The organism is Streptomyces sp. HSS9-12 (assembly GCF_054963655.1).
In genome coordinates this window covers 71411-88221 of the sequence record NZ_JBUEGC010000015.1, presented here as the reverse complement: position 1 = coordinate 88221, position 16811 = coordinate 71411, and the positions used below count along the sequence as shown (strand labels likewise).

Annotated in this window: 13 protein-coding genes; 1 reads left to right on the top strand and 12 read right to left on the bottom strand. The window is 72.7% G+C overall.

From position 1 onward, the window contains the following. Positions 1 to 37: 37 nt before the first annotated feature. From ACY34J_RS10830 to fmt, 7 genes are all read right to left on the bottom strand, one after another. On the bottom strand, positions 38 to 1405 hold the full coding sequence (locus ACY34J_RS10830) for an MBL fold metallo-hydrolase (RefSeq protein WP_462726254.1): 1368 nt from the start codon (positions 1403 to 1405) through the stop codon (positions 38 to 40). Between the two features lie 206 nt (positions 1406 to 1611). Further along, a complete protein-coding gene (locus ACY34J_RS10825; RefSeq protein WP_462726253.1) occupies positions 1612 to 3051 on the bottom strand; it encodes a GuaB1 family IMP dehydrogenase-related protein in 1440 nt (479 codons plus the stop codon). Positions 3052 to 3214: 163 nt separating this feature from the next. Then, positions 3215 to 4201, bottom strand: coding sequence for a sugar-binding transcriptional regulator (locus ACY34J_RS10820; protein ID WP_462726287.1), 987 nt, complete (start codon positions 4199 to 4201; stop codon positions 3215 to 3217). Between the two features lie 140 nt (positions 4202 to 4341). After that, positions 4342 to 5028 carry a ribulose-phosphate 3-epimerase gene (gene rpe, locus ACY34J_RS10815; protein WP_462726252.1) on the bottom strand — a complete coding sequence of 229 codons (687 nt, stop codon included), beginning with the start codon at positions 5026 to 5028 and terminating at the stop codon, positions 4342 to 4344. 78 nt (positions 5029 to 5106) lie between these two features. After that, complete coding sequence (locus tag ACY34J_RS10810; protein WP_462726251.1) at positions 5107 to 6546, bottom strand: RsmB/NOP family class I SAM-dependent RNA methyltransferase; 1440 nt, start codon at positions 6544 to 6546, stop codon at positions 5107 to 5109. A 69-nt stretch (positions 6547 to 6615) separates the two neighbouring features. Continuing rightward, on the bottom strand, positions 6616 to 8517 hold the full coding sequence (locus ACY34J_RS10805; protein ID WP_462726250.1) for an ABC transporter ATP-binding protein: 1902 nt from the start codon (positions 8515 to 8517) through the stop codon (positions 6616 to 6618). Between the two features lie 119 nt (positions 8518 to 8636). Further along, entirely contained in the window at positions 8637 to 9569 is a 933-nt protein-coding gene (gene fmt / locus ACY34J_RS10800; RefSeq protein ID WP_462726249.1) for a methionyl-tRNA formyltransferase, read from the bottom strand. Positions 9570 to 9809: 240 nt separating this feature from the next. Here fmt and ACY34J_RS10795 point away from each other — a divergent pair, with 240 nt between their 5' ends. After that, positions 9810 to 10355 carry a hypothetical protein gene (locus tag ACY34J_RS10795; RefSeq protein WP_462726248.1) on the top strand — a complete coding sequence of 182 codons (546 nt, stop codon included), beginning with the start codon at positions 9810 to 9812 and terminating at the stop codon, positions 10353 to 10355. A 411-nt stretch (positions 10356 to 10766) separates the two neighbouring features. Here ACY34J_RS10795 and ACY34J_RS10790 read toward each other — a convergent pair whose 3' ends face one another. The 5 genes from ACY34J_RS10790 to gmk all read right to left on the bottom strand — a co-directional run bounded on the left by ACY34J_RS10790 (position 10767) and on the right by gmk (position 16775). Further along, on the bottom strand, positions 10767 to 12926 hold the full coding sequence (locus tag ACY34J_RS10790) for a primosomal protein N' (protein WP_462726247.1): 2160 nt from the start codon (positions 12924 to 12926) through the stop codon (positions 10767 to 10769). A gap of 192 nt (positions 12927 to 13118) precedes the next feature. After that, the gene (metK, locus tag ACY34J_RS10785; protein WP_462726246.1) at positions 13119 to 14327 is read right to left on the bottom strand and encodes a methionine adenosyltransferase; all 1209 of its coding nucleotides are present in this window, start codon (positions 14325 to 14327) and stop codon (positions 13119 to 13121) included. A gap of 239 nt (positions 14328 to 14566) precedes the next feature. Continuing rightward, entirely contained in the window at positions 14567 to 15775 is a 1209-nt protein-coding gene (gene coaBC, locus ACY34J_RS10780; protein ID WP_462726286.1) for a bifunctional phosphopantothenoylcysteine decarboxylase/phosphopantothenate--cysteine ligase CoaBC, read from the bottom strand. A gap of 139 nt (positions 15776 to 15914) precedes the next feature. Further along, positions 15915 to 16187, bottom strand: a complete 273-nt coding sequence (rpoZ, locus tag ACY34J_RS10775; RefSeq protein ID WP_462726245.1) for a DNA-directed RNA polymerase subunit omega — start codon at positions 16185 to 16187, stop codon at positions 15915 to 15917. Positions 16188 to 16217: 30 nt separating this feature from the next. Further along, entirely contained in the window at positions 16218 to 16775 is a 558-nt protein-coding gene (gene gmk / locus ACY34J_RS10770) for a guanylate kinase (RefSeq protein ID WP_462726244.1), read from the bottom strand. Positions 16776 to 16811 lie beyond the last annotated feature (36 nt).

Here is a 16811-nt window from a genome sequence, read left to right as displayed (position 1 = left end):
TGATCCCGGCCTCTGAAAGCCCGAGGCGCGCTGGTGCTCACGCGCCGTCCACCAGGCTCCGGCCCGTGGCCTCCGTCCATTTCTCGGGGCCGCCGCCGACCAGGACGGCCAGGTCCCGGTGGCCTGCGCGCTGCAGCAGACTGGCGGCCGTCATGGCGCGCTCGCCGCGTCCGCAGTGCACCACCGCGCCCTCCGGTGCCTCCCCCAGCCGCTTCGGGAGCTCGCCGAGTTCCATGTGCTCGGCCCCGGGGATGTGCCCGGCGGCCCACTCGGCGTCCTGGCGTACGTCCAGCACGCGGCGGCCCTCGACGCCCTCACCGCCGACCGTCTCCAGGGTCTGGACCGGGCCGCCGTCCGCCCGCCAGGCGTCCATGCCCCCGGCGAGCTGCCCGGCCAGCCGCTCGTAGCCGAGCTTGAGGGCTTGCCACGCGACTTCACCGGCGTCCTGGCCGGGCCCCAGGACGAAGACCAGCGGGACGTCGTCGGGCAGCAGCCAGCCGAGCCAGGTTCCGAACAGCTCGCGCAGCGAGATCGAGATCGCGTCCGGAATGTGGCCTGCGGCGAATGCGGTCACGGGCCGTACGTCCACCACGTACGCTCCGCGCATGAGCAGGCCGCGTACCTCGGCGGGCGTGAGCGGATCCAGGCCGGGAGCGGCGCTGATACGGGCGGGGCCGCGGCGGTTGATCTCGGCGAGGCGGTCGAAGTACGCCGGATAGGACCCCACGGAGCCCAGCAGTCGGCGCACGAAGGCGTCCTCGTCAGCCGCGGCCAGCAGGGCGTTGCGGGACCTCTCCCGTCCGATGGTGGTGGTCCGCTCCTGTCCGGGCGGGCTGGAGCAGAAGGATCCGGCGCCATGGGTGGGCCAGACGGGGGTGGAGTCGGGCAGCGCCGCGAGGCGGTGTACGGACCGGTACTGCGCGCGGGCCAGCTCCTCCGCGCGCTCGGCGCCGAGGAGGTCGGTACGAGCGGCCGAGCCGACGATCAGCGAGCCGCCGGTGAACGCCCCCAGCACCTCGCTGCCGTCCAGAAGCAGGTAGGACAGGTGCTCGTCGGTGTGGCCGGGGGTGGCCAGCGCGCGCAGGCGCAGGCCACCGAGGTCCACCTCGTCTCCGTCGGCCAGCGCCGTGTGCGGGAAGGCGCGGTGCCCGGCGGCGGAGGCGAGCACGGTGGCGTTGTCGTCGGCGGCGAGCTGGAGTGCGCCGGTGAGGAAGTCGGCGTGCAGATGGGTGTCGGCGGCGAATGCCACGGTCAGACCCCGCTGGTGGGCCGCTTCGCGCAGGGCACGCAGGTCCCGAGAGGCGTCGACGGCCAGGGCGCGGCCGCCGCCCAGGTCGACCAGATAGGCGCTGTTACCGAGGCCGTTGTCGACCAGCGGGATGAGGTGCTCGTCGGCGATACCCATGGCTTCCTCCCGGAGACTGGCCGGTACCCCACCATCCCCCCGGCCATTCTCGGCCCAGCCGACACCGGCCCGCCTCCGCTACGCGGACAGCCTTCATGCGGGCAGGCTTCATACCGAGGGCAGCAGCGGCAGGTGCGGCTCCGCTCACACGCGTACCGCCGCGAAAACAGCCCCGCCCACCCGGGGCGGGTGGGCGGAGAACCGCGTCAGTTCCAGCTGGCGTGCAGCGGCTTGCCCTCGGCGTAGCCCGCCGCGCTCTGGACCCCGATGACGGCCCGCTCGTGGAACTCCTCCAGCGAGGCCGCACCCGCGTACGTGCAGGCGCTGCGCAGGCCCGCGATGATCGAGTCGATCAGGTCCTCAACGCCCGGCCGCGCCGGGTCGAGGAACATCCGGGAGTGGGAGATGCCCTCCTCGAACAGGCCCTTGCGCGCCCGGTCGTAGGCCGACTCCTCGGCGGTGCGGTTCTGCACCGCACGCGCGGAGGCCATGCCGAAGCTCTCCTTGTACGGCCGCCCGTCGGCGGTGTGCTGCAGGTCGCCCGGGGACTCGTACGTACCGGCGAACCAGGAGCCGATCATGACGTTGGACGCACCGGCGGCCAGCGCCATGGCGACGTCGCGCGGGTGCCGCACACCGCCGTCCGCCCACACGTGCCTGCCGAGCTTGCGGGCCTCGGCGGCGCACTCCATCACCGCGGAGAACTGCGGCCGGCCGACGCCGGTCATCATGCGGGTAGTGCACATCGCGCCCGGTCCGACACCGACCTTGATGATGTCGGCTCCGGCCTCGACGAGGTCGCGTACGCCCTCCGCGGAGACCACGTTGCCGGCCACGACCGGCACCTTCGGGTCGAGGCCGCGCACCGCCTTCAGGGCGCTGATCATCTGCTCCTGGTGGCCGTGCGCGGTGTCCACGACGAGAGTGTCCACACCGGCGTCGAGCAGCGCCTTGGAGCGGCCCGCGACATCACCGTTGATACCGACGGCGGCGGCGACGCGCAGCTTGCCGTCCGCGTCGGTCGCAGGCCGGTAGAGGGTGGCGCGCAGCGCGCCCTTGCGGGTGAGGATGCCGACCAGCCTGCCGTCCTTGTCCACCGCGGGGGCGAACTTGCGGTGGGCCGCGTCAAGGCGGGTGAAGGCCTCGCGGGGGTCGATGTCGGCGTCGAGGACCAGCAAGTCCCGGGACATGACCTCGGACAGCTGGGTGAAGCGGTCCACACCGGTCAGGTCGTGCTCGGTGACGACCCCGACCGGGCGGCCGTCCTCCACGACGACGCCCGCGCCGTGCGCCCGCTTGGGCAGCAGGGACAGCGCGTCGGCCACGGTCGCGTGCGGGGAGAGCACGATCGGGGTGTCGAAGACGAGGTGCCGCTGCTTGACCCAGCTGACGACATCGGCGACGACCTCGAGCGGGATGTCCTGCGGGATGACGGCCAGGCCGCCGCGGCGGGCGACGGTCTCCGCCATCCGGCGGCCGGCGATCGCGGTCATGTTGGCGACCACGAGCGGGATGGTCGTGCCCGTGCCGTCGGGGGTCGACAGGTCGACGCCCAGGCGGGAGCCCACCGCGGAGCGGCGGGGCACCATGAACACATCGTCGTACGTCAGGTCGTAGGGCGGCTTCTGGTCATTGAGGAAACGCACGTGCAGAACATCCAGTCGTTCGGAGGAAACCCTCGGTCACGGACGGTTCACCGAGGAAACGCACGTACTTCATTCTCCCATCCCGAGGCCTGAAACCGCCCCGGGACGATCACCCAGGCACTGGACCGGTGCCCTTGTTCGATCCTCCAGATCAGCTGCCGTATCAGGCGCCGTCGGGGTCGACCCGGTCGAGGGCGGGCCGCGGTCCGGGAGCGGTCTCGTGCAGCAGGTAGTCGGCGGCGGCCGTGTCCGTGACCAGGCTGGTGACCAGTCCCGAGCGCAGGACGGCGCCGATCGCCTCGGCCTTGCGGTGGCCGCCGGCGATCGCCACCACCTCCGGGATACGGCGCAGCCGGTCGGCCTCGACGGTGATGCAGCGCTCGCCGAGGTCACGGCCGATGCGGCGGCCGTCGATGTCGAAGAGGTGCGCGGACATCTCGGCGGCGGCGCCCAGCGACTCGTAGTGGGCGCGCTCTTCCTCCGTCAGCATGTCGTAGACGGTGGAGATGCCCGGCGCCCAGGAGCCGATGGAGACACAGGCGACGGTGACCTTGTCGAAGTACTCGAAGGCGCGGGCGATGCCGGTCTGGCCGCGCAGCGCGGATGCCGTGGCCGAGTCGGGCAGGAGCATCGGCGCGTAGATCGGGTGCGCCTCGCCGCCGGAGACCTGGGCAGCCCGGCGGACGGCCTCGACCGAGCCGCGTTCGGCGGTGCCCGCGTCGTACACGCCCGTCAGCTGGACGACGGTGCAGGGCGGCAGCCGGTGCAGGGCGGCCGCCATGTGGATGGTGGAGCGGCCCCAGGCCAGGCCGAGGACGTCGCCTTCGGTGACGAGTTCGCCGAGGAGGTCGGCGGCGACCTCGCCCAGGTTCTCCGGGTCGGGCGCGTCCGCGGCGTCGGCCGGGGACTCGACGACGACCGCGTGCCGTAGCCCGTAGCGGGCGCGCAGCGCGTCGGAGCGCTCCGCGTCCAGCTCGGCCGGGACGCGGATCTCGATGCGTACGAGATCGCGCTCGAGTGCGGTCTCCAGCACCCGGGCGACCTTGAAGCGGCTGACGCCGAACTCCTCGGCGATCTGGATCTTGGACTTGCCCTCGAGGTAGAAGCGGCGGGCCATGGCCGCCGCTTGCACCAGCTCAGCGGGTCCCATCCGCATGGCTGTACGGCCCGTCGACACCGCGGATCTCCTCACTGCTCAACTGCTGGACCCTCCCCCAGCTACCAGCTCATCCTGTCAGACGCAGCGGATGCTGATCAGCCCCTTTGCCCGCGCGTTCACCAAGCAGACGTTTAGTGGTCGCATGCCCACGCCGCGGTGGCGGTGGCCTGCTGGGCCTGAGCGCGCAGGTTACGGACAGCGGCCGCCGGGTCCTCGGTGCCGTAGACCGCCGAACCGGCGACGAAGACATCGGCCCCCGCCTCGGCGCACCGCTCGATGGTGGAGGCCGAGACCCCGCCGTCCACCTGCAGCCACAGCTGCAGGCCGTGCTTGGAGATCAGCTCCCGGGTCCGGCGGATCTTCGGCAGCATGATGTCGAGGAAGGGCTGGCCCCCGAAGCCCGGCTCAACCGTCATGATCAGCACCATGTCCAGCTCGGGCAGCAGATCCTCGAACGGCTCGATCGGGGTGGCGGGCTTGAGCGCCATCGAGGCGCGGGCGCCCTTGGCCCGGATCTGCCGCGCCAGCCGTACGGGGGCGGCGGCGGCCTCGACGTGGAAGGTCACCGAGCCGGCACCGGCCTCGATGTACGCGGGAGCCCAGCGGTCCGGATCCTCGATCATGAGGTGGCAGTCGAGCGGGGTGGCCGTCACCTTGGCCAGCGATTCGACGACGGGCGCGCCGAGCGTCAGGTTGGGCACGAAGTGGTTGTCCATGACGTCGACATGGAGCCAGTCGGCGCCCTCGACGGCCCTCGCCTCCTCCGCCAGGCGGGCGAAGTCGGCTGAGAGCATGCTGGGATTGATCTGCACGGCCATGCCTCAAGAGTGTCAGATGAGCTCCGCCGATCGGGAGCGGCCCCGGCATCTTCTGGTCCGCGGACGCGGATTACCCGATCAGGCCGTGCGGCGCAGCAGGGCCAGGTACATCGCGTCCGTGCCGTGCAGATGCGGCCACAGCTGGACGTCCGGACCGTCGCCCAGCGCCGGCACCCCGGGCATCAGCGGCCGGGCGTCGATCCACTCCGCGGACACCGCGCCGCGGCCCTTGAGTACGTCCTCGACCACTGCGCGGGTCTCGGCCAGATGCGGCGAGCAGGTCGCGTAGCCGACCACACCGCCGACGCGTACCGCGCGCAGCGCCTCCCGCAGCAAGCCGCGCTGCAGCGGCGCGAAACTGTCCAGGTCCTCCGGGCGCCGCCGCCAGCGCGCCTCCGGCCGCCGACGCAGGGCACCGAGGCCAGTGCACGGCACGTCCACCATGACCCGGTCGAAGCTGCCGGGCCGCCATGGCGGGCGCGTGCCGTCCGCCGCGATCACCTGGTACGGACCGGGGTTGCCCGCCAGAGCACGCGCCACCAGGCGTGCCCGGTGCGGCTGCTTCTCGGAGGCCAGCAGCGCGGCACCGCGCTCGGCGGCCAGTGCGCCGAGCAGTGCCGCCTTGCCGCCGGGCCCGGCGCAGCCATCGAGCCAGCGGGTGTCCGGCCCGTCCAGCGGGGCGTTCGCCAGCGCGAGGGCGACCAGCTGACTGCCCTCGTCCTGCACCCCCGCGCGCCCCTCGTGCACCGCATCGAGAGCCCCCGGCTCGCCGCCCTCGGCGAGCCGCACCGCGTACGGGGACCAGCGCCCCGGTACCCCGGAGTCCGGACCGACCTGGGCCAGCAGCTCGTCGGTCGTGGACCGTCCCGGCCGGGCGACCAGGGTCACCTCCGGCCGTTCGTTGTCGGCTTCCAGCAGGTCCTCGATGCCGGCCCGGCCGCCGCCGAGCGCGTCCCACAGGGCGGAAACGATCCACCGTGGATGGGCGTGGACGACCGCGAGGTGCTCCTCGGGGTCCTTGTCGTACGGCGGGGCGACCCGTTCCAGCCAGCCGTCGAGGTCGTCGGCGGCGATCCTGCGCAGCACCGCGTTGACGAACTTCGCCCGCCCGTCGCCCAGCACCACGCGGGCCAGCTCGACGCTCGCGGAGACCGCCGCGTGCGTGGGGATCCGGGTGCCGAGCAGCTGGTGTGCGCCGAGGCTGAGCACGTCCAGCACTGGCGGGTCCACCTCGCGCAGCGGCCGGTCCACGCACGCCGCGATGATGGCGTCGTAGGTCCCCTGGCGGCGCAGCGTCCCGTACACCAGCTCGGTCGCCAGCGCCGCGTCCCGGGCGTCGAAGTCCCCGCGCTCCCGGGCCTTGCGCAGCAGCGGCGGGAGGACGAGGTTGGCGTACGCGTCGCGCTCGTCGACGGCGCGCAGGGCGTCGAAGGCGAGGATCCGTACGGGGTCCTTCTGCGGGCGGCGGTACGGCTTGCCGGGACGCCCGGGACGGCGACGACGGGGCTGGTCGTTCACAGGGAATGTGCTCCGGAGACTGAAGTGGGCTGCAAAGGGCCAGCCTACGTGCCGTGCTCCCCGCCTTGTTCAGGGCAGCGGGTCCAGGGCAGCGGGCAGGGGAGCAGCGGCCGGCTTGTCGAACTGGGTCCGGTACAGCTGCTCGTAACGGCCGCCGGCGGCGAGCAGGTCAGCATGGGTGCCGCGCTCCACGACCCGCCCGTCCTCGATCACCAGGATCAGGTCCGCGGCGCGGACGGTGGACAGCCGGTGGGCGATGACGACGGCCGTGCGGCCCTCCAGCGCCTCGCTCAGGGCTTCCTGTACGGCCGCCTCCGAGGTGGAGTCCAGGTGGGCGGTGGCCTCGTCGAGGATGACCACGCGCGGGCGGGCCAGCAGCAGCCGCGCGATGGTCAGCCGCTGGCGCTCGCCGCCGGAGAGCCGGTAGCCGCGCTCGCCGACGACGGTGTCCAGGCCGTCGGGCAGCGATGCGACCAGGCCGTCGAGCCGGGCCCGGCGCAGCACCTCCCACAGCTCCTCCTCGGTCGCGTCGGGGCGGGCCAGCAGCAGGTTCGCGCGGATCGAGTCGTGGAAGAGGTGCCCGTCCTGGGTCACCATGCCGAGCGTCTCGCGGATCGAGTCGGCGGTCAGGTCCCGGACGTCCACGCCGGAGAGCCGTACGGCGCCGCTGTCGGTGTCGTACAGCCGGGGCAGCAGCTGCGCGATGGTCGACTTGCCGGCGCCCGAGGAGCCGACGAGCGCCACCATCTGCCCGGGTTCGGCGCGGAACGACACCCCGTGCAGCACCTCGACGCCGCCGCGGGTGTCGAGTTGGGCGACCTCCTCCAGGGAGGCGAGGGAGACCTTGTCGGCGGACGGATAGGCGAAGCGCACGTCGTCGAACTCCACGGACACCGGGCCGTCGGGCACCGGGCGGGCATCCGGCTTCTCGGTGATCAATGGCTCGAGGTCCAGCACCTCGAAGACCCGCTCGAAGCTCACCAGGGCGCTCATGACCTCCACACGGGCGCCGGCGAGGGCGGTGAGCGGCGCGTAGAGGCGGGTCAGGAGCAGCGCGAGGGAGACGACCGCACCGGCCTCCAGCTGACCGCGCAGCGCGTAGAACCCGCCGAGGCCGTAGACAAGGGCGAGGGCCAGGGCGGAGACGAGGGTGAGGGCGGTGACGAACGCCGAACTGACCATGGCGGTGCGTACGCCGATGTCCGCGACCCGCCGGGCCCGCGCGGCGAACTCGGCGGACTCCTCGGCCGGCCGGCCGAAGAGCTTGACCAGCGTCGCGCCGGGGGCGGAGAAGCGCTCGGTCATCTGGGTGCTCATGACCGCGTTGTGGTTCGCCGCCTCGCGCCGCAGCTGTGCGAGCCTGCCGCCCACCCGCCGCGCGGGCAGCAGGAACAGCGGCAGCATCAGCAGGGCGATCAGGGTGATCTGCCAGGAGATCCCGATCATCACGCCGAGCGTGAGCAGCAGGGTGACGAGGTTGCCGACGACGCCGGAGAGCGTGTCGCTGAACGCTCGCTGCGCGCCGATGACATCGCTGTTGAGCCGGCTGACGAGGGCGCCGGTGCGGGTGCGGGTGAAGAAGGCGATGGGCATGCGCTGGACGTGGTCGTAGACCGCGGTGCGCAGGTCGAGGATCAGGCCCTCGCCGATGTTCGCCGACAGCCGGCGGGTCAGCAGCCCCAGTCCGGCCTCGGCGAGTGCGATGGCGGCGATGAGGCCGGCCAGTCCGAGGACCACGGCCTGGGAGCGATGGTGGACGATCGCGTCAACGGCCCGGCCCGCGAGGAGTGGCGTCGCGACCGCCAGCCCGGCCGTGACGACGCTGAGCAGCAGGAACCACACCAGCTTGCCGCGGTGCGGGCGGGCGAAGCCGCCGATGCGCCGCAGGGTCGCCCGGGAGAAGGGGCGGCGGTCGTCCCGGGCGTACGCGGCGGTGTGGAGGGAGTGCCACGCGGTGACTTCCATGTCCATGTGCGACCTCCGAGGTCTCCGGGTGCCGCCCCGGCGTCGTTGTCGATGCGCGCATCGGCGGCACGACAGGACCGTAAGACCTCAACCAAATATGAGGTCAATCCCTTACCGCAGGCCGGTCAGTCACCCAGTCGCTGCCCCGCGGCGATCCGCACTCCCCGCGCCCAGTCCGCCGCCTTCATCGGCTTCTTGCCCTGCGGCTGCACCCGGTGCAGCTCGACCGCGTGCGAGCCGGTCCCCGCGTACACCGCGTTCTTGGTGACGGACAGCTCCCCGGGGGCCAGGTCGTTGCGCTCGGGCAGCAGCGCCACCGACATGATCTTGAGCCGCTCACCACGGAACACCGTCCACGCACCTGGCGCGGGCGCGCAGGCCCGTACGACCCGGTCGACGCGCAGGGCGGGCGCCGACCAGTCGATCCGGGCGTCCTCGACGCTGATCTTGGGGGCGAGGCTGACGCCCTCGGCCGGCTGCGGCACGGGCCGGAGGGTGCCGTCCTCGATGCCGTCCATGGTGGCGGCGAGCAGGCCGGCACCGGCCAACGCGAGCCGGGTCAGCAGGTCCCCGCTGGTGTCGGTGGGCCGTACCTCCTCGGTGACCACGCCGTACACCGGCCCGGAGTCCAGGCCCTCCTCGATCAGGAAGGTGGAGGCACCGGTCACCTCGTCCCCGGCCAGCACCGCGTGCTGGACGGGCGCGGCACCCCGCCAGGCGGGCAGCAGCGAGAAGTGGAGGTTCACCCAGCCGTGGGCGGGGATCTCCAGCGCGGCCTTGGGCAGCAGCGCGCCGTAGGCGACGACGGGGCAGCAGTCCGGGGCGATCTCGCGGAGCCGGGCCAGGAAGTCCTCGTCGCGCGGCTTGACCGGCTTCAGCACCTCGATCCCGGCCTCTTCGGCGCGCTCGGCGACGGGGCTGGCCACCAGCCGGCGGCCCCGCCCGGCGGGCGCGTCGGGCCGGGTGACGACGGCCGCGACCTCGTGCCGGTCCGACGCGATCAGGGCGTCCAGGGCGGGTACGGCGACCTCGGGGGTGCCGGCGAAGACGAGCTTCATCGGTGCTGCGCTGCCTCTCAGGCGGGATCGGGGTGCGGTAACGGTGCAGGTACGAAGCGCTCCAGTCTATGGGCCGCTCCACCGGGGGGTGTACGCGCCGTTGTGCGCCCCTCGACCGGCACATGTAACCGCCACAACCGTGACCGCAGGACACATGCCGCGTTGGTCAAGTGGGATTGACCGAAATCGGGCCGCCGCTACGGCCCGGTCCTCTGCAACACCGGTTCGAGAGGCTTGTTCATGGCCGACCACGCAACCCACGACGCCCAGGCACGGGCCAGTCTGCACCTGCTGGTGCGGGACATCGAGCGGGTCCGACGACAGGTGGACGCACTGCGCACGCTGACCGCCCAGCTGGGCAACGTCTACCGCCCACGGCGCACCGGCCCGTCGGCGGGCTTCGTCGTGTACGGCAGGGCGCCCGCCCCCACCGTGCGCCTCGCCCAGGAATTGCGGGACAGCGTAGAGACCCTGGTCACGGCCGCCGTGGACTTCGACCGCTCGCTGGGCTTCTCGTGGGACGCGGTGGGCTCGGCGCTCGGGGTCACAAAGCAGGCGGTGCACCGCCGTTACGGGGCTCGGCGAGCGGCCGCGCAGAGCGCTCCGGAGGGCGAATCAGCACCGGCACAGGAGGTCGCGCCATCCTCCCCGGGACTGCGGCACGGCGCGGCCCAGCCCGCGGTGCCCGCGGCGCGCTCGATCGCGGGCTCCGTCCCAACCCCGTCAGCGGTACGCGAGGACCCCCGCCCCAGCCCCAGCCCCGTCCCCGGCCCCCGCCACGGCTGAGCCCACCCGACCCACCGTCGCCGCAGCTTGATGCCCCCTTGGGGCTCTTTTGGCAACCCTGCGAGGCCGATGGGCCGGCCGCCCACCAACATCAAGGAGGCGGGAGACCCACCAGGCACGGCTTGCCTGCGCGGTTCGGACACCCTGGGCATCGAGGAGCCCCCGGGCGTGCCCGGAGAACGGCCTACGGACACGGGGGGGGCGGGTGTCGGTGGGGTTCCCCATGCCGAAGGCCACGGGCGGGTGGGGGCCTGGACGTAAAAGCTCCGCGACCGCTGGGAGGTGCCCCCACCCAGGGCCGCCAGGCCCGAGGGCGCGCAGTCCACCCCCACCCCGGAGGCCCCGGCCCCCGGCCCACGCCACGGAGGTGGCGCACCCCGTCGCGGAACGGCCCGCCCGGCGAGGGCACCGTCACCCAAGATCCGGCGGATCGATACGGATCCGTACCGCCTCCCCCTCCCGCCGAACCGCCCGCGCCGCCTGAGCCGCCTTCAGCGCAGCCGCCAGCGCCGCCCCGTTGCCGGGGCGGACCCGGAGCAGCACCCGCTCCCAGGCCTCACCGGGCGGCGGATCGCCCGGCCGACGCGGCCGCCCGGGCTCCGGCACCGGCAGTGAAACCGGCCCCAGCACCTCCGTCCCCGCAGGCAGCTCAGCGGTCCGCACCAGATCCGTCACGTCATCCGGGCGTCCGACCACCGCCGCCATCCGGGACACCGGCGGAAAGCCGAGCTCAGCCCGCTCCGCGAGTTCCCGCACCGCGTGCCCCGCCGGGTCCCAGCGGACCAGTGCCTGTACGGGCCTGAGCGTCGGCTCCGCGACGACGACGACCGTCCCACCCTCGTCCTGCCCCCGCACCAGCGCCGCCGCTCCCAGCCAACGGCGCAGCGCTTCCTCGCCTGCCCGCAGGTCGGGGCGCCCCAGCATGGCCCAGCCGTCCAGCAGCAGCGCGGCCGCGTAGCCGCCCTCGGCGACCGGCTCGGCACCCGGCGTGCTGACGATGAGCGCGGGCCGGTCGGGGACCGCGTCGAGTACGTGGTCGCGGCCTGAGGTGCGCACGGGAACCGCCGGGAAGGCCCGGCCCAGCTCTTCGGCGGTGCGCCGCGCACCGACGATCTGCGCACGCAGCCGAGCGCCCCCGCACTCGGGGCAACGCCAGTCCCCCTCCGTGCGCCCGCACCACCCGCACCGCAGCACACCCGCGTCCTGCGCCTCCAGCGGCCCGGAGCAGTGCCGGCAGCGCGCGGGCGTGCGGCACCGCTCGCATGCCAGCCGCGGGGCGTACCCCCGGCGCGGGACCTGGACGAGTACGGGCCCCGTACGCAGCCCCTCCCGGACCGTCTGCCAGGCCAGGGTGGGCAGCCGGGCGGCGCGCGCGGCCTCGTCACGCGCCTGGTCGAGGTCACCGACGGTACGGATCAGGGGCGCCGCCGAGCGCACCTGCTCGCGGGCGGCCGCGAGCGGCAGGGCCCAGCCCGTGTCGACGAGCTGCGCCGCCTCGACCGTGCAGGACAGCCCGCCGAGGAGGAAGCCCGCCTTCTCGTGCGCGGCGCGCAGCAGCAGGACCTCGCGCGCGTGGGGCTGCGGGGCGTGCTGTTCGCTGTGGCTGGAGTCGCCGTCGTCCCAGATTGCGGCGAGGCCGAGGTTGCGTACGGAGGCGAACATGGCGGCCCGGGTACCCACGACGGCTCGTATGGAGCCGCGGTTGACCGCGAGCCAGCGGCGGTAACGCTCCTCCGGCCCGCAATCGGCGGTGAGCAGCACATGCCGGCCCGGGCCGATGAGGCCGGTGAGCGCCGCGTCGACCCGCGCGGCGGTACGGCCGTCCGGTACGACGACGAGCGCGCCGCGCCCGGAGGCGAGAGTGGCGGCGGCGGCCCGCGCCAGCTCCTCCGGCCAGTGCGGGCCGGGCAGCGCTGTCCACACGGCCCGCGGTATGTCACCGCGCGCGAGAGCCTGCAGATACCCGGGGCCGCTGGGATAGCGCGACCAGCTGCCGGGCCCGGGCACCGGGGGCGGCGGGAGCGGCTCCGACCGTGGTTCGGACTCGGGCCGGGCCCGGCGCGGGGGCACGGCCAGCTGCACCACGTCGGCCAGCGAGCCGGCGTACCGGTCGGCGACCGCACGGCACAGCGCGAGCAGGTCGGGGCCGAAGACCGGCTCTGGGGAGAGCACCTGAGCGATGGGGGCGAGCGGTCCGCGGTAGTCGCTCTCGGGCAGCCGCTCCACGATGAAGCCGTCGTGGAGCTCCCCGCCTTCGCGGCGGCCCTTGACCACCCGGGCCCCGAAGCGGACGCGGACGCGGACCCCGGGTTGGGCCTCGGCGTCCATGGCGGCGGGGACGGCGTAGTCGAAGAACTGGTCGAGGTGGATCAGTCCTTTGTCGACGAGCACGCGGGCGACGGGCAGCTGCTCGGCGAGCGCGGCCCCGCGCCATGTACGGGGCTTGGCCCGGGGAGCTTTGGCCTTGCGGACGGTCTCGCGGATGAGCGCGAGTTGCTCGCCCCCTTGCGGCTCCGCCGCCTGGGGTGACTGCGCCGGATCCCGCTCCGACCGCCCGTTCCCGCTGCTCACAGCTCAGTCCTACCAGACAGCTCCGACACCGGGCCGCGCCTGGACACACCAGGCACCCGGGGCCGGCACGCTACGGACGCAGCTCCGGCAGACAGCCAGGCAAGCCGCTCACCGCCGGGAGAGCCGCCGATGCAAGGAGGCGCCCCCCGCCAAGCGGGGGGCGCCTCCTTGTGGCCCATGGGCCCGCCGGGCCTACAGCCCCACGGCCTTGCGCAGGGCGTCCACGCGGTCGGCGCGCTCCCAGGTGAAGTCCGGCAGCTCCCGGCCGAAGTGCCCGTACGCGGCGGTCTGGGCGTAGATCGGCCGGAGCAGATCCAGGTCGCGGATGATCGCCGCCGGGCGCAGGTCGAAGACCTCGCTGATCGCCCGCTCGATCTTGTCCACGTCCACCGTCGCCGTACCGAAGGTCTCCACGAACAGACCCACCGGCTCGGCCTTGCCGATCGCGTACGCCACCTGCACCTCGCAGCGCGCGGCCAGACCGGCCGCGACCACGTTCTTGGCGACCCACCGCATCGCGTACGCCGCCGACCGGTCGACCTTGGACGGGTCCTTGCCCGAGAAGGCACCGCCACCGTGCCGGGCCATGCCGCCGTAGGTGTCGATGATGATCTTCCGGCCGGTCAGGCCCGCATCACCCATCGGACCGCCGATCTCAAAGCGGCCGGTCGGGTTCACCAGCAGCCGGTAGTTGTCGGTGTCCAGCTTGATGCCTTCCTCCACCAGCTGCTGCAGCACATGCTCGACAACGAACTCACGGATGTCCGGCGCCAGCAGCGAATCCAGATCGATGTCGCTGGCGTGCTGCGAGGAGACCACCACGGTGTCCAGGCGGACCGCCTTGTCACCGTTGTACTCGATCGTCACCTGCGTCTTGCCGTCCGGGCGCAGGTAGGGGATGGTCCCGTTCTTGCGGACCTCGGTCAGCCGGCGCGAGAGCCGGTGCGCCAGGTAGATGGGCAGCGGCATCAGCTCGGGCGTCTCGTCGCACGCGTAGCCGAACATCAGGCCCTGGTCGCCCGCGCCCTGCCGGTCCAGCTCGTCGTCATCGCCCTCGACCCGGGACTCGTAGGCGGTGTCCACACCCTGGGCGATGTCCGGGGACTGCGCGCCGATGGACACCGACACGCCACACGAGGCGCCGTCGAAGCCCTTCTTCGAAGAGTCGTAGCCGATCTCAAGGATCTTGTTGCGTACCAGCGTCGCGATGTCCGCGTACGCCTTCGTGGTCACCTCACCGGCGACGTGCACCAGACCGGTGGTGATCAAGGTCTCGACCGCCACCCGCGAGGTGGGGTCCTCCTTCAGCAGGGCGTCGAGGATCGAGTCACTGATCTGGTCAGCGATCTTGTCGGGGTGGCCCTCGGTCACGGACTCCGAGGTGAACAGGCGGCGGGACACATCGCTCCCTGGGGTTGCAGCGGCTGCTGGCTGATCATGGCCGGATCGCACGGGAGCTGCGCCCGGCGCGATCCGCGACCAGTTTATCGGGCCCATCCTTGGGCCCGACACGGTATCTCAGTCTTTGGGGGCCCTGTGACCTGCGACACCGCAGCCGCGAATGGTGACTTCGCGGACTGCGCCGACGCGAACGCCGGGCGTGTCGCCGAGGCCGGCGCCCCACAGGCCAGGGGAACATATCAGCGGAGGCGGGCCCTCACCAGGTCCCACAAGGTGTCGGCCAAGGCCTCCTTGGGCCCGTACGGCACCGGGGTCTCGGTGCCGTCCGCGCCGAGCACGACGGCCTCGTTCTGCTCCGAGCCGAAGGTCTTGCGCTCCCCCACCTCGTTGACAACCAGCAGGTCACAGCCCTTGCGAGCGAGCTTGGCGCGGCCATTGGCGAGGACGTCATCGGTCTCGGCGGCGAATCCCACGATCACCTGGTCCGGCCGGGCGCGCTCCGCGGAGAGCTCGGCGAGCACATCGGGGTTACGGACCAGAGTGATCGGCTCGGGCTCCTGGCCCTCCTGCTTCTTGATCTTGCCTGACGCGTAGTGGGCGGGCCGGAAGTCGGCGACGGCGGCGGCCATGACCACGGCGTCCGCCTCGGCGGCGGCCTTCAGCACCGCCTCGCGCAGCTGGACCGCCGTGCCGACCCGTACCACGTCCACCCCCGCCGGGTCGGGCGAGGTGGTGTTCGCGGCGACCAGGGTGACCCGGGCGCCGCGTGCGACAGCCGTACGGGCGAGGGCGTAGCCCTGTTTGCCGGAGGAGCGGTTGCCGAGGAAGCGGACCGGGTCCAGCGGCTCGCGCGTACCGCCCGCGCTCACGACGACATGCCGGCCCCGCAGGTCGCGCCCCGGGCCCTCGGGCCCGTGGGCCAGAACACGGCGGCACACCTCGAAGATCTCGCCGGGGTCGGGCAGCCGGCCCTTGCCGGTGTCCACACCGGTGAGACGGCCGACGGCGGGCTCGATGACGACGGCGCCGCGGCGGCGCAGCGTGGCGACGTTCTCCTGGGTGGCCGCGTGCTCCCACATCTCGGTGTGCATGGCGGGCGCGAAGACCACCGGACATCGGGCGGTGAGCAGGGTGTTGGTGAGCAGATCGTCGGCCAGGCCGTGGGCGGCCTTGGCGAGCATGTCGGCGGTGGTGGGGGCGACGACGACAAGGTCGGCGGCCTGGCCGATCCGTACGTGCGGCACCTCGTGGACGGTTTCCCAGACCTCGGTGGAGACCGGGTTCCCGGAGAGTGCGGACCAGGTGGCGGCGCCGACGAAGTTCAGCGCGGATGCCGTGGGCACGACGCGTACGTCATGTCCGGACTCGGTGAACAGGCGCAGCAGCTCGCACGCCTTGTAAGCGGCGATCCCGCCGCTGACTCCCAGGACGACCTTGGGCCGGTCCATCTCGCCCTCCTGCGACGCCGTATGCGTACGAACATACGTCCCCATGACCGTACGTCCTCATGACACACCACGGGTCCGGCAGCCGCGCTGCCGGACCCGTGGTGATGGAAGCTGTGGTTCCGTGCTGCCTCGATGCGCCTTACTGCGCAGAGCCCTCGGCCGCTTCGGCGGTCAGCAGGCCCGCGTTGATCTCGCGCAGCGCGATCGAAAGCGGCTTCTCATGCACGTGGGTGTCGACCAGGGGGCCTACGTACTCGAGCAGGCCCTCGCCGAGCTGCGAGTAGTACGCGTTGATCTGACGCGCGCGCTTGGCCGCGTAGATCACGAGGCTGTACTTCGAGTCGGTGGCCTCGAGCAGCTCGTCGATCGGCGGGTTGATGATGCCCTCGGGCGCGGTGATGGAAGAGGACACGCTCTACCTTCCGAAAGGGGTGGAAAAAGATCAGCAGTCGTGCATCAAGGCTAGCAGCTCGCGCGTGACATCCTCGACGGAGGTGTTGACCAGGGTCGCATCGAACTCCGACTCGGCGGCGAGCTCGATCTTCGCGGCCTCCAGCCGGCGCTCGATGACCTCGGGAGCCTCGGTGCCCCGGCCGGTGAGCCGGCGGACCAGCTCCTCCCAGCTGGGCGGGGCGAGAAACACCAACTGCGCGTCCGGCATGGACTCGCGGACCAGTCGGGCGCCCTGGAGATCGATCTCCAGCAGGACGGGCTCACCCGCCTCCAGCCGGTCGCACACCGCCCGCCGGGGGGTGCCGTACCGGTTGCCCGCGAACTCGGCCCACTCCAGCAGCTCACCGTTGGCGATGAGCTTGTCGAATTCCTCGTCCTCGAGGAAGAAGTACTGGACGCCGTGCCGCTCGCCGGGTCGCGGCTTGCGGGTGGTGGCCGAGACCGAGAGCCATACCTCGGGATGGACCTTGCGCAGATGGGCGACGACCGTGCTCTTGCCGACCCCGGAGGGGCCCGAGAGCACGGTCAGCCGCGGACGTTCGCTCATGAAGCGATTATCCAGGTTCCCGGGACTGGCCGGAAA

Coding starts and splice junctions, on each gene's coding strand:
- ACY34J_RS10820 (WP_462726287.1), bottom strand. CDS start 4,201: ATGGGACCCGCTGAGCTGGTGCAAGCGGCGGCCATGGCCCGCCGCTTC.
- fmt (WP_462726249.1), bottom strand. CDS start 9,569: ATGAAGCTCGTCTTCGCCGGCACCCCCGAGGTCGCCGTACCCGCCCTG.
- coaBC (WP_462726286.1), bottom strand. CDS start 15,775: ATGGACCGGCCCAAGGTCGTCCTGGGAGTCAGCGGCGGGATCGCCGCT.
- ACY34J_RS10805 (WP_462726250.1), bottom strand. CDS start 8,517: ATGGACATGGAAGTCACCGCGTGGCACTCCCTCCACACCGCCGCGTAC.
- rpe (WP_462726252.1), bottom strand. CDS start 5,028: ATGGCCGTGCAGATCAATCCCAGCATGCTCTCAGCCGACTTCGCCCGC.
- ACY34J_RS10830 (WP_462726254.1), bottom strand. CDS start 1,405: ATGGGTATCGCCGACGAGCACCTCATCCCGCTGGTCGACAACGGCCTC.
- ACY34J_RS10795 (WP_462726248.1), top strand. CDS start 9,810: ATGGCCGACCACGCAACCCACGACGCCCAGGCACGGGCCAGTCTGCAC.
- gmk (WP_462726244.1), bottom strand. CDS start 16,775: ATGAGCGAACGTCCGCGGCTGACCGTGCTCTCGGGCCCCTCCGGGGTC.